The 22,787-nt window shown below is 52.4% G+C and carries 23 protein-coding genes; 11 read left to right on the top strand and 12 right to left on the bottom strand.

Features of this window, described 5'->3' with window-relative positions:
- Nucleotides 1–142: 142 nt before the first annotated feature.
- The 5 genes from cysG to tsgA all read right to left on the bottom strand — a co-directional run bounded on the left by cysG (nucleotide 143) and on the right by tsgA (nucleotide 6,777).
- Complete coding sequence (gene cysG / locus AACU19_RS23275; RefSeq protein ID WP_105278613.1) at nucleotides 143–1,516, bottom strand: siroheme synthase CysG; 1,374 nt, start codon at nucleotides 1,514–1,516, stop codon at nucleotides 143–145.
- An 18-nt stretch (nucleotides 1,517–1,534) separates the two neighbouring features.
- Entirely contained in the window at nucleotides 1,535–2,341 is an 807-nt protein-coding gene (nirC, locus tag AACU19_RS23280; protein ID WP_000493563.1) for a nitrite transporter NirC, read from the bottom strand.
- A gap of 126 nt (nucleotides 2,342–2,467) precedes the next feature.
- The gene (nirD, locus tag AACU19_RS23285; RefSeq protein ID WP_000084764.1) at nucleotides 2,468–2,794 is read right to left on the bottom strand and encodes a nitrite reductase small subunit NirD; all 327 of its coding nucleotides are present in this window, start codon (nucleotides 2,792–2,794) and stop codon (nucleotides 2,468–2,470) included.
- Nucleotides 2,791–5,334 (bottom strand): NADPH-nitrite reductase large subunit, encoded by a 2,544-nt coding sequence (nirB, locus tag AACU19_RS23290; RefSeq protein ID WP_000049213.1) that lies wholly within the window; start codon nucleotides 5,332–5,334, stop codon nucleotides 2,791–2,793. The genes nirD and nirB overlap by 4 nt, the downstream gene beginning before the upstream one ends.
- Before the next feature lie 261 nt (nucleotides 5,335–5,595).
- Nucleotides 5,596–6,777, bottom strand: a complete 1,182-nt coding sequence (tsgA, locus tag AACU19_RS23295) for an MFS transporter TsgA (RefSeq protein WP_000185225.1) — start codon at nucleotides 6,775–6,777, stop codon at nucleotides 5,596–5,598.
- Between the two features lie 269 nt (nucleotides 6,778–7,046).
- On the opposite strand from tsgA, the gene ppiA reads away from it, so the two are divergent.
- The 5 genes from ppiA to argD all read left to right on the top strand — a co-directional run bounded on the left by ppiA (nucleotide 7,047) and on the right by argD (nucleotide 10,384).
- The gene (ppiA, locus tag AACU19_RS23300; RefSeq protein WP_000477225.1) at nucleotides 7,047–7,619 is read left to right on the top strand and encodes a peptidylprolyl isomerase A; all 573 of its coding nucleotides are present in this window, start codon (nucleotides 7,047–7,049) and stop codon (nucleotides 7,617–7,619) included.
- 104 nt (nucleotides 7,620–7,723) lie between these two features.
- Nucleotides 7,724–7,891, top strand: a complete 168-nt coding sequence (locus tag AACU19_RS23305; protein WP_000736860.1) for a YhfG family protein — start codon at nucleotides 7,724–7,726, stop codon at nucleotides 7,889–7,891.
- A complete protein-coding gene (locus tag AACU19_RS23310) occupies nucleotides 7,881–8,483 on the top strand; it encodes a putative adenosine monophosphate-protein transferase Fic (RefSeq protein WP_105278614.1) in 603 nt (200 codons plus the stop codon). Before AACU19_RS23305 ends, AACU19_RS23310 begins: the two co-directional genes overlap by 11 nt.
- Nucleotides 8,484–8,514: 31 nt before the next feature.
- Complete coding sequence (gene pabA, locus AACU19_RS23315) at nucleotides 8,515–9,078, top strand: aminodeoxychorismate synthase component 2 (RefSeq protein ID WP_105278615.1); 564 nt, start codon at nucleotides 8,515–8,517, stop codon at nucleotides 9,076–9,078.
- Nucleotides 9,079–9,163: 85 nt separating this feature from the next.
- The gene (argD, locus tag AACU19_RS23320; RefSeq protein ID WP_105278616.1) at nucleotides 9,164–10,384 is read left to right on the top strand and encodes a bifunctional acetylornithine/succinyldiaminopimelate transaminase; all 1,221 of its coding nucleotides are present in this window, start codon (nucleotides 9,164–9,166) and stop codon (nucleotides 10,382–10,384) included.
- 66 nt (nucleotides 10,385–10,450) lie between these two features.
- Here the strand turns inward: argD and AACU19_RS23325 are convergent, their stop codons facing one another.
- On the bottom strand, nucleotides 10,451–12,541 hold the full coding sequence (locus AACU19_RS23325) for a YccS/YhfK family putative transporter (protein ID WP_001356072.1): 2,091 nt from the start codon (nucleotides 12,539–12,541) through the stop codon (nucleotides 10,451–10,453).
- Between the two features lie 50 nt (nucleotides 12,542–12,591).
- Nucleotides 12,592–13,224 (bottom strand): cAMP-activated global transcriptional regulator CRP, encoded by a 633-nt coding sequence (crp, locus tag AACU19_RS23330; protein ID WP_000242755.1) that lies wholly within the window; start codon nucleotides 13,222–13,224, stop codon nucleotides 12,592–12,594.
- A gap of 301 nt (nucleotides 13,225–13,525) precedes the next feature.
- Between crp and AACU19_RS23335 the strand changes: the two genes are divergently transcribed.
- Nucleotides 13,526–13,930: an OsmC family protein gene (locus AACU19_RS23335; protein WP_001148910.1), complete on the top strand. Its 405-nt coding sequence runs from the start codon at nucleotides 13,526–13,528 to the stop codon at nucleotides 13,928–13,930.
- Between the two features lie 54 nt (nucleotides 13,931–13,984).
- On the opposite strand, the gene AACU19_RS23340 is transcribed toward AACU19_RS23335, so the two are convergent.
- Genes AACU19_RS23340 through AACU19_RS23355 form a run of 4 tightly spaced genes read right to left on the bottom strand, consistent with a single transcriptional unit; the run spans nucleotide 13,985 to nucleotide 18,055 of the window.
- Nucleotides 13,985–14,854 (bottom strand): phosphoribulokinase, encoded by an 870-nt coding sequence (locus AACU19_RS23340; protein ID WP_001274680.1) that lies wholly within the window; start codon nucleotides 14,852–14,854, stop codon nucleotides 13,985–13,987.
- A 53-nt stretch (nucleotides 14,855–14,907) separates the two neighbouring features.
- A complete protein-coding gene (locus AACU19_RS23345) occupies nucleotides 14,908–15,126 on the bottom strand; it encodes a YheU family protein (protein ID WP_000907085.1) in 219 nt (72 codons plus the stop codon).
- Complete coding sequence (locus AACU19_RS23350; RefSeq protein WP_105278617.1) at nucleotides 15,120–16,142, bottom strand: hydrolase; 1,023 nt, start codon at nucleotides 16,140–16,142, stop codon at nucleotides 15,120–15,122. The genes AACU19_RS23345 and AACU19_RS23350 overlap by 7 nt, the downstream gene beginning before the upstream one ends.
- The gene (locus AACU19_RS23355; RefSeq protein ID WP_000634783.1) at nucleotides 16,142–18,055 is read right to left on the bottom strand and encodes an ABC transporter ATP-binding protein; all 1,914 of its coding nucleotides are present in this window, start codon (nucleotides 18,053–18,055) and stop codon (nucleotides 16,142–16,144) included. The genes AACU19_RS23350 and AACU19_RS23355 overlap by 1 nt, the downstream gene beginning before the upstream one ends.
- A gap of 130 nt (nucleotides 18,056–18,185) precedes the next feature.
- Here AACU19_RS23355 and kefG point away from each other — a divergent pair, with 130 nt between their 5' ends.
- The 4 genes from kefG (at nucleotide 18,186) to slyD (ending at nucleotide 21,437) form a co-directional block, all read left to right on the top strand.
- Nucleotides 18,186–18,737: a glutathione-regulated potassium-efflux system ancillary protein KefG gene (kefG, locus tag AACU19_RS23360; RefSeq protein ID WP_123057648.1), complete on the top strand. Its 552-nt coding sequence runs from the start codon at nucleotides 18,186–18,188 to the stop codon at nucleotides 18,735–18,737.
- Nucleotides 18,737–20,542 (top strand): glutathione-regulated potassium-efflux system protein KefB, encoded by a 1,806-nt coding sequence (kefB, locus tag AACU19_RS23365; protein WP_000399122.1) that lies wholly within the window; start codon nucleotides 18,737–18,739, stop codon nucleotides 20,540–20,542. The genes kefG and kefB overlap by 1 nt, the downstream gene beginning before the upstream one ends.
- A gap of 9 nt (nucleotides 20,543–20,551) precedes the next feature.
- Entirely contained in the window at nucleotides 20,552–20,752 is a 201-nt protein-coding gene (locus tag AACU19_RS23370) for a YheV family putative zinc ribbon protein (protein ID WP_001007730.1), read from the top strand.
- Nucleotides 20,753–20,846: 94 nt separating this feature from the next.
- Nucleotides 20,847–21,437, top strand: a complete 591-nt coding sequence (gene slyD, locus AACU19_RS23375) for a peptidylprolyl isomerase (protein WP_000861334.1) — start codon at nucleotides 20,847–20,849, stop codon at nucleotides 21,435–21,437.
- 48 nt (nucleotides 21,438–21,485) lie between these two features.
- Here the strand turns inward: slyD and AACU19_RS23380 are convergent, their stop codons facing one another.
- The gene (locus AACU19_RS23380; protein WP_001153619.1) at nucleotides 21,486–21,704 is read right to left on the bottom strand and encodes a protein SlyX; all 219 of its coding nucleotides are present in this window, start codon (nucleotides 21,702–21,704) and stop codon (nucleotides 21,486–21,488) included.
- A gap of 220 nt (nucleotides 21,705–21,924) precedes the next feature.
- On the opposite strand from AACU19_RS23380, the gene fkpA reads away from it, so the two are divergent.
- Complete coding sequence (fkpA, locus tag AACU19_RS23385) at nucleotides 21,925–22,737, top strand: FKBP-type peptidyl-prolyl cis-trans isomerase (RefSeq protein ID WP_000838261.1); 813 nt, start codon at nucleotides 21,925–21,927, stop codon at nucleotides 22,735–22,737.
- The last annotated feature ends 50 nt before the right edge of the window (nucleotides 22,738–22,787 follow it).

A 22,787-nucleotide genomic window follows, 5' to 3' on the forward strand; every position in this document is an offset into this window, starting at 1 on the left:
AGTGAATGACTTAATTTTGTAAGTCGCTGTAACGGTGAAAATAACCCATTAGCAAATGATATTTACTAAGAGGCTATGATTTATTTACTGAATATATAAAAAGAGTGATAAAGAGGGCCAGAATTCTCTGGCCCGGGTAAAATTAATGGTTAGAGAACCAGTTCAATTTATCGCGCAGGCCAACGACCCGACCAATAATAATTAATGAGGGGCTGTTCATTTGCTGCGCCAGCTCGCCCAGTTGCGTGAGCGTACCGTCAATCACGCGTTGCGTTACCGCCGTTCCGTTTTCGACAATTGCCACCGGCATTTCGCCAGGCATACCGTGTTCAATCAGCTTTTGCTGAATAGTCGCGGCCTGATTCAACCCCATATAGAACACCAGCGTCTGTTTTTCTGCCGCCAGGTTTTCCCAGTCCAGTTCGCCACCGGTTTTTAAGTGTCCGGTAATTAAGCGTACGCTCTGGGCATAATCGCGATGCGTGAGCGGAATGCCCGAATAGGCAGAGCAACCAGACGCTGCGGTAATACCTGGAACCACCGAGAATGGAATGCCTGCATTGCACAGTGTTTCCAGCTCTTCGCCACCACGGCCAAAAATAAACGGATCGCCGCCTTTCAGCCGCACCACGCGTTTGCCTTTTTGCGCTTCCCGCAGCAGGATCTGGTTAATCTCTTCCTGCGGTACGCAGTGGTATCCCGCGCGTTTACCGACGAAGACACGATCCGCATCGCGCCGTACCAGATTCATAATATCGTCTGAAACCAGACGGTCGTAGACCACCACATCTGCCTGCTGAATTTGTTGCAGACCTTTCAGCGTCAGCAGACCGGCATCGCCCGGACCTGCGCCAACCAGCACCACTTCACCGCGATGATCGAGCGGTTCATTGATTAACTGTTCGGTCGTTTCGGTAATGGCTTTCTGATCGTTGTTCGCCAGCGACTGCGCCAGGCGATCATTAACGAACAGTTTTTCCCAGAAACGGCGACGTTCACCCATCGTGGCGAACTGTCGTTTGACCCGACCGCGTAACTGCCCCGCATATTTTGCTACCTGGCCGAGATGCAGCGGAAGCAGTGATTCAAGTTTTTCGCGCAACAGTCGCGCCAGAACCGGAGAGGTGCCGCCAGAGGAGACCGCTACCATGAGCGGGGAGCGGTCAATAATCGACGGCATAATAAAGCTGGCGGCTTTCGGCGCATCGACCACGTTACAGAAGATACGACGAGATTCGGCGGCTTCGCTGACACGCTGGTTAAGCGCGTCATCATCCGTCGCCGCAATTGCCAGCCAGCAGGTGTCGAGAAGGCTTTCATCAAATGGCCCTTCGACGAGGGTTAACATGCCTGCATCTGCCCATGCGGTGAACTGTGGAATAAACGCTAATGCATTCACCGTTAAGCGAGCACCTGCGTCTAACAGCAACCTTGCTTTGCGTTCCGCGACATCACCACCGCCGACAATCAAACAGTCGCGGTCGCGTAATTGGCAAAATATAGGCAAATGATCCACGTAAAAACCCCTTAATAATTAACCGGCAGCCGTTTCAGTTTGATTAAATTTGTCCGCAACCGGACGATTAGCTTTCGGCGTAGCATACCAATAACCCAATCCCATGAATACGGCACCCGATAAAGTATTACCCAGCGTCACCCACAGCAGGTTATGACCAATACCCGCCAGCGTGTAGGCTTCGCTGTGGTTGCCGAACCATGAGAGCGCGAACAGCGTCATGTTAGCGATGGAGTGCTCGTAACCGGACGCAATAAACGCCAGCAGACACCACCAGATTGCGATAAATTTCGCCGCGCCTTCAGTACGCAGTGCCATCCAGATTGCCAGACAAACCAGCCAGTTACACAATGCGCCTTTGAAGAACAGTACCATTGCCGGTGCGGTGGTTTTAGCCAGCGCGACGGAGTGAACAATACTGGTATCTACTGGCAAAAGGCTACCACCGCCCCAGCTATAAAGCATGGCAACAAAGACGGAACCGACCAGGTTACCCAGCCAGGTTTGCGGCAGGATTGCCCACATTTGCCCGTGGCTAATGGTGCCCGCTTTCACCCCAAAGGTGAGGAACATGGTGTGTCCGGTGAACAGTTCAGAACCGGCGATAATGACCAGCGTTAAGGCGATACCAAAGGTCGCGCCCATCACCAGAGGACGTACGGACGGATCGAGCAAATTACCGAGCGTGAAAATCAGGATGATCCCCAGCCCCACATACGCGCCCGCCATCGCGGAGCTTACCCAGAAGCCGAGCGGGTTATTTGCCGACAGGCGTGCAATGCGCGCAGCGTTAGCCGCACACTTATTAATAGTGTCTGTAAACATTTGATTATCCTTTAAAAAATAAAAACAAAAAATAAAACAAAAAGTTTAAAAAATGTCCTGCAATATACTTAAGGTCATTACAGGACAATGCAAAAAGGGGAGGCATTGCGCCTCCCGTTAAAACAATTAACCGCGTAGCTGTACCACGCCGTCTTTCACTCGTGCCTCGTAATGCTTGACGGAAAACTGTTCATCTTCCATGCATAAACCGTCGCTTAAGCGAAAACGCTGTTTTTTCAGCGGACTGGCGACCCACAGCTCGCCCTGGTGTTCCGCAATCAGCCCGCGTGACAGCACGCTGGATTCGAAGAACGGATCGATGTTGCTGATCGCAAACACCTGGTCGCTGTGATACGGGCGGAAAATCGCTACCTGCTCGTCACCTAACAGCGCGCAGACGCCGGTTTCAGGCAGGATGTCATCAATTTTGCAGATGTCTTTCCACTGGCTCATGCGTTGTCCTCCACCAGAGTTACCGGGATACGTTCATACGGCGTTGCCGGACGGTGCTGTTCGCGCTCTGGCACCATCTGCACGTTCGGGTCACGCTTATCGCTGTTGATGAAGTGTTTGAAGCGAGTCTGCGCAGACGGCGTATTGACCGTTTCAGTCCACTCACACACTACCGCTTCACGCAGGCGCGCCATCTCTTCTTCCAGATGTGCGTTCAGCCCCAGCTTGTCGTCAATGATCACCGCTTTCAGGTAATCGATGCCGCCTTCGAGGTTTTCTAACCACGGTGCGGTACGCGTCAGTTTGTCGGCAGTACGGATGTAGAACATCATGAAGCGGTCAAGATATTTGATCAGCGTTTCGCGATCGATATCCGCTGCCAGCAGATCCGCATGACGCGGTTTCATGCCGCCGTTACCGCACACATACAGGTTCCAGCCTTTTTCAGTGGCGATAATACCCACATCTTTACCCTGAGCTTCTGAACATTCACGGGTACAGCCGGAGACACCGAACTTCATTTTGTGCGGCGTACGGATGCCTTTGTAGCGGTTTTCCAGTTCCACGCCGAGGCCGACGCTGTCGCCAACGCCGTAGCGGCACCAGGTGCTACCCACGCAGGTTTTCGCCATACGCAGTGCTTTCGCATACGCATGACCGGTTTCGAAACCTGCTTCAATCAGCTGACGCCAGATCTCCGGCAGATCGTCTTTCTGTGCGCCAAACATCGCCAGACGCTGGGAGCCGGTGATTTTGGTGTAGAGATTAAATTCACGCGCGATACGACCCACTGCCATCAGCCCTTCTGGGGTGATTTCACCACCCGGAGAACGCGGGATCACCGAGTAGGTGCCGTCTTTCTGGATGTTAGCGAGGAAGTTGTCGTTAGAATCCTGCAGCGGAGTATGTTCCGGCTTCAGAATGTATTCGTTCCAGCAGGAGGCCAGCAGCGAACCGACGGTCGGTTTACAAACCTCACAACCGTAGCCTTTACCGTGTTTCGCCAGCAGTTCTTCGAAGGTTTTAATGCCTTCAACGCGGATCAAATGGAACAGTTCCTGACGCGAATAAGCAAAGTGTTCGCACAGGTTATTGTTAACTTCGATACCCTGTTTTGCCAGTTCCGCGTTCAGTACCTGAGTGACCAGCGGGATACAGCCACCGCAGCCAGTACCCGCTTTGGTTTCGGCTTTCAGCGCCGCAACGGTGTGGCAGCCTTTGTTGATGGCAGCAATCAGATCGCCTTTGGTGACGTCGAAGCAGGAGCAGATTTGCGCGCTGTCCGGCAGTTTATCAACACCAATAGACGGCTTGCCGCTACCTGAGTGCGCCGGCAGAATCAGAGAATCCGGGTTTTCCGGCAGCTCGATTGCGTTCAGCACCAGTTGCAGCAGGTTACCGTAGTCGCTGGTATCACCCACCAGTACTGCACCGAGCAGGGTTTTGTTGTCTTCGCTGACAATCAGGCGTTTGTAGATCTCTTTACTTTCGTCGAGGTAAACGTAGCTACGTGCGCCAGGCGTGCGACCGTGAGCATCGCCAATACCGCCTACGTCTACGCCCAGCAGTTTCAGCTTGGCGCTAAGGTCAGCACCTTCAAAGGCGTTTTCGCTACCGAGAATATGGTCAACGGCGACCTGCGCCATTTTGTAGCCAGGTGCTACCAGACCAAATACACGGTTGTTCCAGCTTGCGCATTCACCGATGGCGTAGATATCTGGATCGGAAGTCTGGCAGGAATCATTTATGACGATACCCCCACGCGGAGCAACGTCCAGACCACACTGGGTTGCCAGCTTATCGCGCGGACGGATACCGGTAGAGAAGACGATAAAGTCGACTTCCAGTTCGCTGCCGTCGGCAAAACGCATGGTTTTACGCGCTTCAACACCTTCCTGCACAATCTCAAGAGTGTTTTTGCTGGTGTGAACGCGTACACCCATGCTTTCGATTTTGCGACGCAATTGCTCGCCGCCCATCTGATCAAGCTGTTCCGCCATCAGCATAGGGGCAAATTCGATAACGTGGGTTTCAATGCCTAAGTTTTTCAGCGCGCCAGCGGCTTCCAGACCTAACAGGCCGCCGCCAACAACGGCACCGCGCTTACTGCGACGGGCGCAGGATTCAATGGCGTTGAGGTCTTCAATGGTGCGATAGACAAAGCAGTCCTGAGTATCAGAACCTTTGATTGGCGGGATCCACGGATAGGAACCGGTCGCCATGATCAGCTTGTCATAAAAAACGGTACGTCCGGCGCTGGAGTGAATCACCTTCTCCTGACGGTTGATGGTGATAGCGCGTTCGCCGACCAGAACTTTAATACCGTGTTTTTCGTAAAAGCCTTCGCGCACCAGCGACAGCTCTTCGGCGGTGTGGTGAGAGAAGTAAGACGAGAGGTGTACGCGGTCATAAGCGATGCGCGGTTCTTCACAGAAAACGGTAATATCAAAGTTGGCCGCATCAGATTTATCAAGAAGATCTTCGATAAAGCGATGGCCGACCATACCGTTACCGATAATTGCGAGTCTGACTTTGCTCATTTTTGCCTCGATTTCTTTTCTATTACCGCCTACCTTAACGATTCAGCAACCCCGCTTATTGATGTAAATCAAATTCACCTTTATATACTCCTTAAGAGGTATATTGCTGATTTGTATAAATTTTCTTAAGTCACGGAATTGTCTGACATTTCATTCGTGTGCAAAAAATAGACAAAATGAAAGGGTTTATAGAAATAGACGTACGTAGCGGGGTAAGTGAGGAAAAGGCCGGACGACGATAGCGCCGCCCGGCATGAGCAATTAATGAGAGGTCAGGGTGTTATGCTGACGGTGACGGCTGACGAAACCTAACAGGAAGCACATCACAAAGACGACAGCGTACAGACCGTTTGCCGTCAGCAGCGCCGCCTTTGGACCGCTATGTTCAACAATCGGGCCGGTAACGACAAAGGTCAGCATGGTACCGATGGTCCCGCAGGTCAGGACAAAGTTAACCAGTTTTGGTGACGGTACTTTGGTTTGCTGTGAACCCAGGGTGATGATGGTGGTATAGATCGCGCTGGAGAAGAAGCCCAGGGCGAGAATTGACCACGCCATATGTGCCGGTGTTCCGGTGTTAAAGACGTACATTAGAATCGCAGCCAGACCGGCCAGTACGGTCAGAATACGTTGCAAATCAAAGAAGCGAAGAATAAAGCTGAACGCCCACATGCCGACCATATATGACATCCAGAAGTTACTCACCAGCGTACCTGCGTCGTTCAGGCTCATGCCCAGGCCTTTGGCATACTCTGGTACCCAGGAGATAAAACCTAACTGACCGAGGATGTAGCACAGCGCTGCAATTGAGAGAAACAGTACGCCGATGCCCCATTTTTCTTTCGCTACTGGAGCATCCGTTTTTGGCGCATGTTTGCCCAGTGCCGGAAACTCACAGCCGAAGGTCAGAATAAAAATAGCGACGTAAACCAGCCCGATGCAGGCATAAACCCAGTACCACTCAATGCTGCGCGCCAGCAGAAACGCGGCGATCATTGGGAAAATCATCCCTGCCATACTGAAGAAGGAGTCGGTAAATAACAGGCGAGAACCGCGCTGACGCCCTTCATACATTTGTGTTATCAGGAATGTACCAATCGACATGGTGATGCCGCTGACCACCCCGAGAATGAACATCGCTGCCGAGAAAAGCGCCAGGCTATGGCTGAACATCAAACCGGCAACCGCCAGCACCATCAGGAGAAAGCCAAAACGTAACTGCGTTTTCAACGGGACGATTTCCATCAGCCAGGCATTGAGGAAGATAGAGATTAAAATGCCAGCATTGAGGAAGGTGAAGGTGTTACTCATACTGGAAACAGGCAGATTGAAATAATCGGCGATATTTCCCATCACCATCCCGGTGACAATAACCAACGCACCTGTCAGTGCGTAGGAGAGAAAGCTAATCCATGTGAGCTTGATGCGATTGCTGTTAGTCATGATTGGCCTGCGTTCAAAAATAAAATGGCATAGCGGGATATGCCGCGAGCGGGCGATTTTAGGTGATTTTGTGATCTGTTTAAATGTTTTATTGCAATCGGTTGCTAAATTGCATTTTAAGGGTGATTTTGATCACGGAATAAAAAGTGATCGTCAGGTTACATATATTTCAGATACGTAAAATTAGGTAAAGGGATGGCCTTGTTCTTGAAGGCTATTTAGAATCTCTTCACTTGCTTTTTTTCTGCTCTGTTTGTTAAGGAAATCTCATGTTCAAATCGACCCTGGCGGCGATGGCTGCTGTTTTCGCTCTTTCTGCTCTTTCTCCCGCAGCAATGGCAGCGAAAGGGGACCCGCACGTATTGTTGACAACCTCAGCTGGTAACATCGAACTGGAGCTGGATAAACAAAAAGCGCCAGTATCTGTGCAAAACTTTGTCGATTATGTGAACAGCGGTTTTTATAACAACACCACCTTTCACCGCGTCATTCCTGGCTTTATGATTCAGGGCGGCGGTTTCACCGAGCAGATGCAGCAGAAAAAACCAAACCCGCCAATCAAAAATGAAGCCGATAACGGCCTGCGCAACACGCGTGGCACCATCGCGATGGCGCGTACCGCTGACAAAGACAGCGCCACCAGCCAGTTCTTTATCAACGTTGCCGATAACGCCTTCCTTGACCATGGTCAGCGTGATTTCGGTTACGCGGTATTTGGTAAAGTGGTGAAAGGCATGGACGTTGCCGATAAGATTTCCCAGGTGCCGACTCATGATGTTGGTCCGTACCAGAATGTGCCGTCAAAACCGGTAGTTATCCTTTCCGCTAAAGTCCTGCCGTAATGACTTCTCGCGCGGGCAATCTTGCCCGCGCTTCTGCTCTCCCGGCGTAACCCGGATTTGCCGCTTATACTTGTGGCAAATGGACACGTTCAGGGAGGCATCAAGTGAAGAAACTCACCGATAAGCAAAAGTCCCGTCTCTGGGAGCTTCAGCGTAATCGTAATTTCCAGGCCAGTCGCCGTCTTGAAGGCGTCGAGATGCCTTTAGTTACTCTTACTGCCGCAGAGGCTTTAGCGCGCCTTGAAGAGCTGAGGAGGCACTATGAGCGATAAATTCGGCGAAGGGCGCGATCCGTATCTTTATCCTGGCCTTGATATCATGCGTAACCGGCTGAACATCCGCCAGCAACAGCGGCTGGAACAGGCCGCTTACGAAATGACGGCGCTGCGTGCTGCGACCATTGAGCTTGGTCCGCTGGTGCGCGGTTTACCGCATTTGCGCACTATCCATCGCCAGCTGTATCTGGATATTTTCGACTGGGCGGGGCAACTGCGTGAAGTTGATATTTATCAGGGCGATACGCCGTTCTGCCACTTTGCTTATATCGAAAAAGAGGGCAATGCCCTGATGCAGGATCTGGAGGAAGAAGGGTATCTGGTTGGCCTGGAGAAAACGAAGTTCGTCGAGCGGCTGGCACACTACTATTGTGAAATCAACGTCCTGCATCCCTTCCGTGCGGGAAGTGGTCTGGCACAGCGTATCTTCTTCGAGCAACTGGCGATTCATGCTGGTTATCAACTGAGCTGGCAGGGTATCGAAAAAGAGGCCTGGAATCAGGCAAATCAGAGTGGGGCAATGGGGGATCTCACTGCGCTGCAGACGATATTTAGCAAAGTGGTAAGCGAAGCCGGGGAATCTGAGTAAAATAGCGCGGTTCTTTCGTACCGGAGCCGCCATGATCCTGCTTATTGATAACTACGATTCTTTCACCTGGAACCTCTACCAGTACTTTTGTGAACTGGGGGCCGACGTGTTGGTTAAGCGCAACGATGCGTTAACGTTGGCGGATATCGACACACTCAAACCGCAGAAAATTGTTATCTCACCTGGACCCTGTACGCCGGACGATGCAGGGATCTCCCTTGACGTTATTCGCCACTACGCCGGCAGTTTGCCGATTCTTGGCGTCTGCCTCGGTCATCAGGCAATGGCGCAGGCTTTTGGTGGCAAAGTTGTGCGCGCCGCAAAGGTGATGCACGGCAAAACCTCGCCGATCACACATAACGGTGAGGGCGTATTTAAGGGGCTGGCAAATCCACTCACCGTGACACGCTACCATTCGCTGGTGGTGGAGCCTGACTCATTACCGGAGTGCTTTGAAGTGACGGCCTGGAGCGAAACCCGCGAGATTATGGGGATTCGCCATCGCCAGTGGGATCTGGAAGGTGTGCAGTTCCATCCAGAAAGTATTCTCAGCGAACAAGGACATCAACTGCTGGCTAATTTCCTGCATCGCTGATTTCTGATTGCTATTAAGTGATTTTTTATGCATATTTTGTGATTATAATTTCACATTGGTTTATGCGTAACAGGGTGATCATGAGATGGCAATTGAACAAACAGCAATTACACGCGCGACTTTCGATGAAGTGATCCTGCCGATTTATGCTCCGGCAGAGTTTATTCCGGTAAAAGGTCTGGGCAGCAGAATCTGGGATCAGCAAGGCAAGGAGTATGTCGATTTCGCGGGTGGCATTGCAGTTACGGCGTTGGGCCATTGCCATCCTGCGCTGGTGAACGCGTTAAAAACCCAGGGCGAAACTCTGTGGCATATCAGTAACGTTTTTACCAATGAACCGGCGCTGCGTCTTGGTCGTAAACTGATTGAGGCAACGTTTGCCGAACGCGTGGTGTTTATGAACTCCGGCACGGAAGCTAACGAAACTGCCTTTAAACTGGCACGCCATTACGCCTGTGTGCGTCATAGCCCGTTCAAAACCAAAATTATTGCCTTCCATAACGCTTTTCATGGTCGTTCGCTGTTTACCGTCTCGGTGGGCGGGCAGCCAAAATATTCCGACGGCTTTGGGCCAAAACCGGCAGACATCATCCACGTTCCCTTTAATGATCTCCACGCAGTGAAAGCGGTGATGGATGATCACACCTGCGCGGTGGTGGTTGAGCCGATTCAGGGCGAGGGCGGCGTGACGGCTGCGACGCCAGAGTTTTTGCAGGGCTTGCGCGAGCTGTGCGATCAACATCAGGCATTATTGGTGTTTGATGAAGTGCAGTGCGGGATGGGGCGGACCGGCGATTTGTTTGCTTACATGCACTACGGCGTGACGCCGGATATTCTGACCTCTGCGAAAGCGTTAGGCGGCGGCTTCCCGATTAGCGCCATGCTGACCACGGCGGAAATTGCTTCTGCGTTTCATCCTGGTTCTCACGGTTCCACCTACGGCGGTAATCCTCTGGCCTGTGCAGTAGCGGGGGCGGCGTTTGATATCATCAATACCCCTGAAGTGCTGGAAGGCATTCAGGCGAAACGCCAGCGTTTTGTTGACCATCTGCAGAAGATCGATCAGCAGTACGATGTGTTTAGCGATATTCGCGGTATGGGGCTGTTGATTGGCGCAGAGCTGAAACCACAGTACAAAGGTCGGGCGCGTGATTTCCTGTATGCGGGCGCAGAGGCTGGCGTAATGGTGCTGAATGCCGGACCGGATGTGATGCGTTTTGCACCGTCGCTGGTGGTGGAAGATGCGGATATCGATGAAGGGATGCAACGTTTCGCCCACGCGGTGGCGAAGGTGATTGGGGCGTAAATAAGACGCATCAGGCAAAAGATGTCGGATGCGGCGCGAACGCTGTATCCGATGGTTTAGCCTGTATTACGCCTTCGAATCCCGCAACTTGCGACTCAGCCAAATCCCGTGATGCGGTCGCTGACGCCATGCCATCGACGAAATGGTGTGCATGGTGTTCAGATGACCAATAACCCGCTGTAGATGCTGCTCCAGCGTACCTGCCGCGCCTTCGTGCGGCTGCATCTCCGGCGAATCCATGATATTGGCATCGCCAGAACTCCCCGGTTCGTCATATTCCAGTCGCTGCTGACAACGCTGAATGGCGATTTCACAAGACTGTAAATACTCTTGTGCCAGTTCAGGTGGCAATGCCCGGTGTTCCCGTGCCAGCGTGGTCATGGCATTAATATGCTCAACAATAAACTGGCTGTGCGTTACCCACAGTTTCATATCTGCCAGATAATGGCTGTTAAACGCCGGTTCCTGCATCGCCTGATTCAATGAGTTATACAGAGTGTTATGTGCCTGATTTACCCGCATTCGCTGCCAGGCCAGTGGCGTAGGTTGCGGATCCTCGCTAAGAATCAAGCGAATCGCTTCCTGATAGGCTTCTAAAGCGTCATGGGCGTTTTTACGCAATAACCCGCTCTGCCACTGCGGCCACAGCCAGACAGTACCGCCGAAAGCAATTAAACAACCAATAATGGTATCGATAAGACGCGGAAGGATGTATTGCTCGCCGTTCAACCACAATAGTTGCAGGGTATACACTGCGGTAATAGTAAAACCGACCGTCGCCCAGCCGTAGTTTTTGCGCAATATCAGGTAGCTGGCGAGGGTGGTAATCAGCATCAACGTCAGGGTGTAACCTTCGGGAATTTTAAAGTGCAGCGCCACGCCCGCAATGATTAACCCGACCACGGTTCCCACGGAGCGATTCACAATCCTCAGACGGGTTGCGCCATAGCCATTTTGTGTCACCAGCAATACCGTCATCAGGATCCAGTACGACTTCGGCAGATGCAGCGCGGTGCCCATCAGGCTGGCAACGCTTAACATCACACTGAGTCGTCCGGCATTGCGTAGCGCCGGAGACTTTAGTGACAGATAACTTTTCAGCGCCGGAAGTAACGGCATTCGCCGCTGTTTATCGGCCAGTAAGTCACGGGCATAGAGCGGTTTTTGGGTGCGCAGCACGCGGGCGATGCGGCTGAAATGCCAGTAGCAGAATTGCCCAACCGGATTATCCGGATGCTGGCGGGCGATTTTTTCCAGTGCGCCAATTTGCTTTTCCATCGTAAAACGCGTTGGCAGGCGATGGTAAAGAATGTCATCAGCCAGCACGCGCAGGCGAGCGGCGACGGTTTGCGCATTCCAGCGGATAACTTCTTCCGCATGGCTACGCTCGACCAGCTTTTGCACCTCTTCCGGCTGATGCAAACTGACCGAAATATGTTCCTGTAAATCCAGCGCCTCCTGGAAAATACGCAGCATCCGCTTGTAATCAGTATTATTTTGCGCGGAAAGCATATGCATTTGCTGATAGCACTGGGTAATTAGATCGACCGCTTTTTGCTGGCGCACCAGCAGCGGCGGCAGCGCTTTTTCAGGGTCGGTGTGCTGGGTAAGCAGGCTGTATTTGGCTTCACAATAATCTGCCAGTTCGCGGTACAGCAGACTTAGTGACTCGCGCAGCGGTTGTTCGCGCCAGATCCAGAACCAAAACCAGTTAAACAATCCGTACCAGAGAGTGCCCAACGCATAGATGAGCAATGGTTCCCAGACCGGCATGTATCCCGCCAGACTGAGGGTAAAAATGGCGGCGAGCAGCGATGCGGGAAGCAATTTTGCGTGCAATGGCCCCAGCTCAGCAGTGACGCCAAGTACCAGCGTTAATCCGGTCAGCAAAAAGGGCAGGGGAACATCTTTTACCAGTAGCAGCTGTGTCAGTAAGCTACAGGTGGCAAACAGCGACGCACCAATGATTAAGCGTTTGAAAAAACGTTTATGAGGCGTATCAAGGCCCGCAATATTGCAACAGGCAGGAACGAGGGAGAAGAGCAGACCGAATCGTAATTCGCCAAGCATTAACCCAACGGCCACGGGCAAACATAGCACCAGCGTTTGTCGAAGTGCATAGTTGATATCGGGGTGATAAATCAGTCTGCGCCACATCGGGGGAAACAAAATGGCGCGCTACCAGGTAACGCGCCACTCCGACGGGATTAACGAGTGCCGTAAACGACGATGGTTTTACCGTGTGCGGAGATCAGGTTCTGATCTTCCAGCATCTTCAGAATGCGTCCCACGGTTTCACGAGAACAGCCGACAATCTGACCGATTTCCTGACGGGTAATTTTGATTTGCATACCGTCCGGGTGAGTCATAGCGTCTGGTTGTTTTGCCAGGTTCAGCAGAGTCTGTGCAATGCGGCCCGTCACGTCGAGGAACGCCAGGTTGCCCACTTTCTCTGAAGTGACTTGCAGACGACGCGCCATCTGTGCAGACAGACGCATCAGAATGTCCGGGTTTACCTGAATCAATTGGCGAAATTTTTTGTACGAAATTTCAGCCACTTCACAGGCGGTTTTCGCACGTACCCATGCGCTACGTTCCTGGCCCTCTTCAAACAGGCCCAGTTCGCCAATAAAATCACCCTGATTCAGATAGGAGAGGATCATTTCTTTACCCTCTTCATCTTTGATCAGCACTGCCACAGAGCCTTTAACGATGTAGTACAGCGTTTCCGCTTTTTCACCCTGGTGAATAAGCGTGCTCTTGGATGGGTACTTATGAATGTGGCAATGAGACAAGAACCATTCGAGAGTCGGGTCTGTTTGCGGTTTGCCAAGCACCATGCGCGGTTATCCTCTGTTATAAGCTTTCTCCAGAGCCAGATAACGCCGCTGTCTCTGGATTGCCGAAATATGCTTCCCGCTACCTGGGAAGGGGCTATCAACTGTACTGCACGGTAATGTGACGTCCTTTGCATACATGCAGTACATCAATGTATTACTGTAGCATCCTGACTGTTTTAGCATAGCTTTCGCTTTGTGTCTCCTGGTGTCTCGCTTCAGCATGACCCAGGTCGCCTTCCGTTGCGCGATTTGGTTAGTACGCGTACTCTGTCAGGAAAATTGACGCAGTGGAGTAGCAAAAATGCAAGCGCGAGTGAAGTGGGTCGAAGGGTTAACTTTTCTGGGCGAATCCGCCTCTGGTCATCAGATTTTAATGGACGGCAACTCAGGCGATAAAGCACCAAGTCCGATGGAAATGGTGTTGATGGCGGCGGGTGGCTGTAGCGCGATTGATGTGGTATCTATCCTGCAAAAAGGGCGTCAGGATGTGGTCGATTGTGAAGTAAAATTGACCTCTGAACGCCGCGAAGAGGCACCACGCCTGTTTACGCACATTAATCTGCATTTTATCGTCACCGGTCGCGACCTGAAAGACGCAGCGGTTGCGCGTGCGGTTGATCTCTCTGCTGAGAAATATTGTTCAGTGGCGTTGATGCTGGAAAAAGCGGTGAATATTACTCACTCGTATGAAGTGGTTGGCGCGTGATTTAACTATCCCGTTGTGAAGCCGGATAGTATTTTATCCGGCGTAATAGCAGAGTTACTCGATTTTCTTTCCTTCCATCAATCGTTGCACCAGCGGCAGCATAATTAATTCCATTGCCAGACCCATTTTGCCGCCGGGCACCACTAACGTATTGATGTGGGAAATGAATGAGCCTTGCAACATCGCCAGCAGCCAGGGGAAATCGATCCCTTCCAGATTACGAAAATGGATCACCACAAAGCTTTCATCCAGCGACGGGATACCTTTTGCCGCGAACGGGTTTGAAGTGTCGACGGTGGGAACGCGCTGGAAGTTAAGATGGGTGCGGGAAAACTGCGGTGTGATGTAGTTGATATAGTCTTCCATTGAACGCACTACTGAGTCCATCACTGCTTCTCGTGAGTGCCCGCGCTCGCTGGTGTCGCGGATCAGTTTTTGAATCCACTCAAGGTTAACGATAGGCACCACGCCGACCAGTAAGTCCACATGCTGCGCAACGTTATGCTGTGGCGTGACTACGCCGCCGTGTAAACCTTCATAAAACAGTACATCAGTGGGTTCTGGTAAAGGTTGCCAGGGGGTGAATGTTCCCGGTACCTGATTCCAGGGTACGGCTTCGTCGTAGGTATGCAGATATTTGCGAGATTTCCCTTTGCCGCTCTGACCGTATTCAATGAAGGTTTGTTCCAGCAGGCCGAAGTCGTTCGCTTCGGGGCCGAAGTAGCTGATATGCCGCCCGGCGTCGCGCGCTTTGCGGATCGCCATGTCCATTTCCGGGCGGGTGTAACGGTGAAAACTGTCGCCTTCCACCTCAGCTGCATGCAGATTTAACTGCGCGAATATTTTACGAAACGCGAGGCTGGTGGTGGTGGTCCCCGCGCCGCTGGATCCTGTTACCGCAATGACCGGATGTTTGGCAGACATAGTAACTCCATGACTTAGCTATCATTATTATCTCGTCCGCCGACGGTTGCAGGTTATTCGCGAAACTGACTGCGCGGCATGATATTGACCGTTTCGTGCAGCTCCGACCATACCAGCACCGCTTCTCCGCACTGTAGCTGGCGTTTGACGTCGGCGACTTTCTGTTCAAGTGTACGCTCATGTTCACCATAATCGGTGCCTTCACGTAACACAAAGCTTTCAATTAAATTTTCCAGCGTTTCGGGAGAGAGGTCTTGCCACGGAATCAACATGATTTCGCCTCCAGATACGTTGTTAACCAGTCAGGAATGCGTGACTCCAGCCACATTTGCGGATGAAGTAATGTACCGCCAATAAAGCCAACATGACCGCCATGTTCAGTCAGTTGATACTCCACCTGCGGGGGGAGACTTTCCGGTTTCGGGATCACCTGATGATCCATAAACGGATCGTCTTTGGCGTGAATAATCAGCGTCGGTTTGGCGATCCGGTTCAGCATCGGCATGGCGCTACACTGACGATAATAGTCGATAGCGTCAGCGTAGCCGTGAATTCTGGCGGTGATGAGATCGTCAAATTCACGGATGCGACGTACCGATTTTAACTGCGCGAGATTAATCGGCAGTGTTCCGGGGTAGGCTGCCAGCTTGCGCGCGGCATTGGCTTTTAACAGGTTCAGCAAGTAACGCTGATAAATGCGGGAAAAGCCCTTTTCCATATGATAGCTACAGGCTTCCAGCATAAATGGCGCGGAGACAATTACCGCTGCATCAATCGGGAGGTTATTACCTTCTTTTGCCAGCAAACAGGCGAGCATATTACCGCCGAGCGAATAGCCGACGGCAGCCGTTGGCGCATGTCCAAATTCGCGCTGCAGCCAGCGTAAAAACCAGCTGGCGTCTTCGGTTTCGCCCGAATGGTAAATGCGGTGCATACGGTTTGGTTCACCGCTGCATCCGCGAAAATGCATCACCACGCCCAGCCAGCCGCGTTTTTGCGCCGCCTCGACCAGACCGTGGGCGTAAGGGCTATTGAGGCTGCCCTCCAGCCCGTGAAACACCACTAAACGCGGTTTCTGTTTCGCCTGGGCAGGGTCTTCACTCCATGCGAGATCGACAAAATCGCCGTCGGGCAACTCCAGTCGCTGCCAGTGCGGGGTGAATTTCACCTTGCGACGAAACAGACGCGGCAGCATGGTTTGCAGATGACAATTGCTAAAGCCGCGCATAGGGGTGAATTCAGCACTGCTGCTGAATTCATTGGCATCGGCCGTCGTTATCTGCGCCATCAGTTGCTTTGGCCTTCCAGCAGCATCTGCTCAAGCTGCTCCTGGGCTTCCAGCCACGCCATTTCGCACTCTTCCAGGCCGGATTTGGCGCTGGCTTGCTGTTGCAGGCAGGCGGTCAACTCCGCTTTACGGCTTTGATCGTACAGTTCGCTGTCGCCGAGTTTCTCTTCCGCCTGCGCCAGTTGCGCGTTCAGCTTCTCCATCTCTTTTTCCAGACGGGCGATTTCTTTACGCAGTGGCTGGGTTTGCGCACGCAGCTCCGCTTCCCGACGCTTCTGGTCTTTACGTGCCTGGGCGCTGTTCGCGTTCTCTTTTGGCGCGTCGTCGGTCTGGTTTTCCTGCTTTTGAACGTCGCTCAACCACTGTTGATAATCTTCCAGATCGCCGTCGAACGGTTCGACTTTACGATCGTGAACCAGATAGAGATCGTCAGTGGTGGAACGCAACAAATGGCGGTCGTGCGAAACGACAACCAATGCGCCTTCAAACTCGATCAACGCTTCAGTCAGTGCCTGGCGCATGTCGAGGTCAAGGTGGTTAGTCGGTTCGTCGAGCAGCAGTAGATTCGGACGCTGCCAGACGATTAATGCCAGCACCAGGCGGGCTTTTTCCCCACCGGAGAAACGGCGCGTTTCTTCCGTCACTTTATCGCCCTGGAAACCAAAGCCACCGAGGTAATCACGTAGTTTTTGTTCTAGTTCCTGCGGCGCTAAACGTGCCAGATGTTGAATAGGCGATTCGTCGGCGCGCAGGTATTCAAGTTGATGCTGGGCGAAGTAACCTAGTTTGATCCCTTTCGCCAGGCCAATTTCACCGCTGACAGGCGCAAGTTCTCCGGCTAACAGTTTGATTAATGTCGATTTACCCGCGCCATTGCGGCCTAACAGACCAATGCGCGAACCCGGCACCAGATTCAGTTTAATCGAGTCGAGAATAATGCGATCGCCATAACCTGCGCTGACCTTTTCCATTTTCAACAACGGATTAGGCAGGCTTTCCGGCGCGCGGAAGCTAAAACGGAACGGGTTGTCGACGTGCGCGGGGGCAATCAACTCCATACGCTCGAGCATCTTAATACGGCTCTGGGCCTGCTTCGCTTTGGTGGCTTTGGCACGGAAACGGTCGATATAACTTTGCAGATGTGCCACGCGCTCTTGCTGGCTTTCATACATCGCCTGTTGCTGTGCCAGACGGGTAGCACGCTGCACTTCAAACGAGCTGTAGTTGCCGGTGTACTCGAACATGTTTTGCTGTTCGATATGAATAATTTTATCAACGATCGGATCGAGGAAGTCTCGGTCGTGGGAGATCAGGATCAGCGTGCCCTGATAGCTCTTCAGCCATTTTTCCAGCCAGATAACAGCATCGAGATCGAGGTGGTTGGTCGGTTCGTCGAGCAGCAGCAAGTCTGAACGGCAAATCAGCGCCTGGGCGAGGTTGAGACGCATACGCCAGCCACCGGAGAAATCACTTACCGGGCGCTCCAGTTGTTCATTGCTGAAACCGAGGCCGTGCAGCAGGCTGGCGGCGCGGGAGCGAATACTCCATGCGTCAATAGCATCCAGCTTGCCATGAATGGTCGCAATGGCGTGCCCGTCGTTACGTTCGTTGGCGTCGTGTAGCTGCGCTTCCAGTTGACGATATTCACGGTCGCCGTCAATGACATATTCCAGCGCCGCTTGAGGTAGCGCTGGTGTTTCCTGATTCACCCACGCCAGTTGCCAGCTTCCTGGAAAGGTGTAGCTGCCGCCGTCGGCGCTGATTTCATTTTTCAGCAATGCCAGCAGGGTAGATTTACCACAGCCGTTTTTACCGACCAGGCCGACTTTCTGCCCGGGGTTGATGGTGGCGGTGGCATTATCCAGCAGGACGCGCACGCCGCGACGAATTTGTAACGAGGAGAAAACAATCATAAGGCGCCGTATGTTCAGACTATGTTAACTTATCATTATGATAATGTAATGTATGGGCGAGCTGCCGCACCGGGCGCAATGGTAGCCCAAAACAGCGACTATACACAAAAACCATACCGGGAGGGGGATGATGTCTCAGCCAGCGAAAGTTTTGCTGCTGTATGCCCATCCGGAATCTCAGGACTCGGTGGCAAACCGGGTACTGCTTAAACCGGCCACGCAGCTCAGCAATGTTACCGTGCACGACCTTTACGCGCACTACCCCGACTTTTTTATTGATATCCCCCGTGAGCAGGCATTACTGCGCGAGCATGAGGTGATTGTCTTTCAGCATCCTCTTTATACCTATAGCTGCCCGGCGCTACTGAAAGAGTGGCTGGACCGGGTATTAAGCCGTGGTTTTGCCAGCGGACCGGGGGGAAACCAACTGGCGGGAAAGTACTGGCGTAGCGTGATTACCACCGGCGAGCCGGAAAGTGCTTACCGTTATGACGCGTTGAATCGCTACCCGATGAGTGATGTTCTGCGCCCCTTTGAACTGGCGGCGGGGATGTGCCGGATGCATTGGCTAAGTCCCATCATTATTTACTGGGCGAGACGGCAAAGCGCACAGGAGCTGGCGGGTCACGCCAGAGCCTACGGTGACTGGCTGGCAAATCCGCTGTCTCCAGGAGGCTGCTGATGGAAGGTTCCGATTTTTTACTCGCAGGAGTGCTGTTTCTCTTCGCGGCGGTGGCTGCGGTGCCGTTGGCATCGCGGCTGGGTATTGGCGCTGTGTTGGGATATTTGCTGGCAGGGATTGCTATTGGCCCGTGGGGGCTAGGGTTTATTAGCGACGTCGATGAGATCCTCCACTTTTCGGAACTCGGCGTGGTGTTCCTGATGTTTATCATCGGCCTTGAGTTGAATCCCTCCAAGCTTTGGCAACTGCGGCGTTCGATTTTTGGCGTAGGCGCGGCACAGGTGCTGTTAAGCGCGGCATTGCTGGCGGGATTATTGATGCTGACGGATTTCGCCTGGCAGGCGGCGGTGGTCGGTGGCATTGGCCTTGCGATGTCTTCCACTGCAATGGCGTTGCAACTGATGCGTGAGAAAGGGATGAATCGCAGCGAATCTGGACAGCTAGGTTTTTCGGTTTTGCTGTTTCAGGATCTGGCGGTGATCCCGGCGCTAGCGTTAGTACCGCTGCTGGCGGGATCGGCAGATGAACATTTTGACTGGATGAAGATCGGCATGAAGGTGCTGGCGTTTGTTGGCATGCTGATTGGTGGGCGCTATTTACTGCGTCCGGTATTCCGTTTTATTGCCGCTTCTGGTGTGCGGGAAGTGTTCACCGCCGCGACGCTGCTGCTGGTGTTGGGTTCCGCATTGTTTATGGATGCGCTGGGGTTGTCGATGGCGCTCGGTACGTTTATTGCGGGCGTGCTGCTGGCGGAAAGTGAATATCGCCATGAACTGGAAACGGCTATCGATCCCTTCAAAGGCCTGCTGCTCGGACTGTTTTTTATCTCTGTCGGCATGTCGCTCAATCTCGGGGTGCTTTATACCCATCTGTTGTGGGTAGTGATAAGCGTGGTTGTGCTGGTGGCGGTGAAAATTCTCGTGCTGTATTTGCTGGCGCGGCTGTATGGCGTGCGTAGCTCAGAGCGGATGCAGTTTGCTGGCGTGTTGAGTCAGGGCGGCGAGTTTGCCTTTGTCCTCTTTTCTACCGCTTCTTCACAACGCTTATTCCAGGGCGACCAGATGGCGCTATTGCTGGTGACGGTGACACTTTCCATGATGACCACGCCGCTGCTGATGAAGCTGGTGGATAAATGGCTATCCCGCCAGTTTAACGGACCGGAAGAAGAAGACGAAAAACCGTGGGTCAACGATGATAAACCCCAGGTCATAGTCGTGGGCTTCGGACGTTTTGGTCAGGTGATTGGTCGTTTGCTGATGGCAAATAAAATGCGCATTACTGTGCTGGAGCGGGATATCAGTGCTGTTAACCTGATGCGCAAATATGGCTACAAAGTTTATTACGGCGACGCCACGCAGGTAGATCTTTTACGTTCTGCGGGTGCAGAGGCCGCTGAGTCTATCGTCATTACCTGTAACGAGCCGGAAGACACCATGAAGCTGGTGGAAATATGCCAACAGCACTTTCCGCATTTACATATTCTTGCGCGAGCGCGCGGACGTGTGGAGGCGCATGAGTTATTACAGGCAGGGGTGACGCAGTTTTCTCGTGAAACATTCTCCAGTGCGTTAGAGCTGGGGCGCAAGACGCTGGTCACGCTTGGCATGCATCCACATCAGGCGCAGCGGGCGCAACTGCATTTTCGCCGCCTGGATATGCGGATGTTGCGGGAGCTCATCCCAATGCATGCCGATACCGTACAAATTTCTCGCGCCAGGGAAGCCCGACGCGAACTGGAAGAGATTTTCCAGCGTGAAATGCAACAAGAACGACGCCAGCTGGACGGCTGGGATGAATTTGAGTAGAGGGTAAAGATGGCAATCCGAAAACGTTTTATTGCGGGCGCAAAATGCCCGGCCTGTCAGGCGCAGGATTCAATGGCGATGTGGCGCGAAAATAATATTGATATTGTTGAATGTGTTAAGTGCGGACATCAGATGCGAGAAGCAGACAAAGAAGCCCGCGATCACGTTCGCAAAGATGAGCAAGTGATCGGGATTTTTCATCCGGACTAGCGATATGCGCCGAGATTTTTTAAGCTAGTGAGTACACGGCTGCAGAATTCCGCTACAATCTGCGCCACTATTCTTCCCATGCTCAGGAGATATCATGAAAGTAGCAAAAGACCTGGTGGTCAGCCTGGCCTATCAGGTACGTACAGAAGACGGTGTGTTGGTTGATGAGTCTCCGGTGAGTGCGCCGCTGGACTACCTGCATGGTCACGGTTCCCTGATCTCTGGCCTGGAAACGGCGCTGGAAGGTCATGAAGTTGGCGACAAATTTGATGTCGCTGTTGGTGCGAACGACGCTTATGGTCAATACGACGAAAACCTGGTGCAGCGCGTTCCTAAAGACGTATTTATGGGCGTTGATGAACTGCAGGTTGGTATGCGTTTCCTGGCTGAAACCGACCAGGGTCCGGTACCGGTTGAAATCACTGCGGTTGAAGACGATCACGTCGTGGTTGATGGTAACCACATGCTGGCCGGTCAGAACCTGAAATTCAACGTTGAAGTTGTGGCGATTCGCGAAGCGACTGAAGAAGAGCTGGCTCATGGCCACGTTCACGGTGCGCACGATCATCACCACGATCACGACCACGACGGTTGCTGCGGTGGTCATGGCCACGATCACGGTCATGAACACGGTGGCGAAGGCTGCTGCGGCGGTAAAGGTAACGGCGGTTGCGGTTGCCACTAATACCGAAAAAGTGACAAAAAAGCGGGGAATCCCCGCTTTTTTTACGCCTCAATAATGTGGCGGTGGCGTTTCTTCAGCCTGCGACGCGATGTTCGACGGCTGGCTGGCTTTTAGCTTCTCGGTCAGCAGACGCAGATGATCGCGCAGTTTCGCCATCTCCATTTCATGAGCGGTCACCGTGACGTTCAGTTCTTCAATGGTGATTTCCTGAAAAGCCAGTCGGCTCTCCAGCTCTGCCAGGCGTGTTTCCAATGATAAATCCTGCATGATTCACCTCTTTTGTCGAATGGTCGCCGCGGATTCTACTTAACTTTGCTGCCTGAGACAGCACTCATTTCGCGGTCATCGAAACTAATTTAAACAAAAAGAGTCTGAAAATAGATGATAATAGGGCGTGTCTGTATGTAGATTTGTTCGACAACGCTTTATAGTACCCTTCTGATAATAGTTAACCCTGGGGTGAGATGCCCCGATCCTGGAGATATGGATGAAATCACTGTTTAAAGTAACGCTGCTGGCGACCACAATGGCCGTTGCCCTGCATGCACCAATCACTTTTGCTGCTGAAGCTGCAAAACCTGCGACAACTGCTGACAGCAAAGCAGCGTTCAAAAATGACGATCAGAAATCAGCTTATGCGCTGGGTGCTTCGCTGGGTCGTTACATGGAAAACTCTCTAAAAGAACAAGAAAAACTGGGCATCAAACTGGATAAAGATCAGCTGATCGCGGGTGTTCAGGATGCATTTGCTGATAAGAGCAAACTCTCCGATCAAGAGATCGAACAGACTCTGCAAGCGTTCGAAGCACGCGTGAAGTCTTCTGCTCAGGCGAAGATGGAAAAAGACGCGGCTGATAACGAAGCGAAAGGTAAAGAGTACCGCGAGAAATTTGCCAAAGAGAAAGGTGTTAAAACCTCTTCAACTGGTCTGGTTTATCAGGTAGTAGAAGCCGGTAAAGGCGAAGCACCGAAAGACAGCGATACTGTTGTAGTGAACTACAAGGGTACGCTGATCGACGGTAAAGAGTTCGACAACTCTTACACCCGTGGTGAACCGCTCTCTTTCCGTCTGGACGGTGTTATTCCGGGTTGGACAGAAGGTCTGAAGAACATCAAGAAAGGCGGTAAGATCAAACTGGTTATTCCACCAGAACTGGCTTACGGCAAAGCGGGTGTTCCGGGGATCCCACCGAATTCTACCCTGGTGTTTGACGTAGAGCTGCTGGATGTGAAACCAGCGCCGAAGGCTGATGCAAAGCCGGAAGCTGATGCGAAAGCCGCAGACTCTGCTAAAAAATAAGCATTAAGAACCGCCGCCTGACCAGGCGGCGGTTTTTTTATTACAGGCCG

Source organism: Escherichia sp. MOD1-EC4550 (assembly GCF_963876935.1).
In the GTDB taxonomy this organism is placed as follows: domain Bacteria; phylum Pseudomonadota; class Gammaproteobacteria; order Enterobacterales; family Enterobacteriaceae; genus Escherichia; species Escherichia coli_F.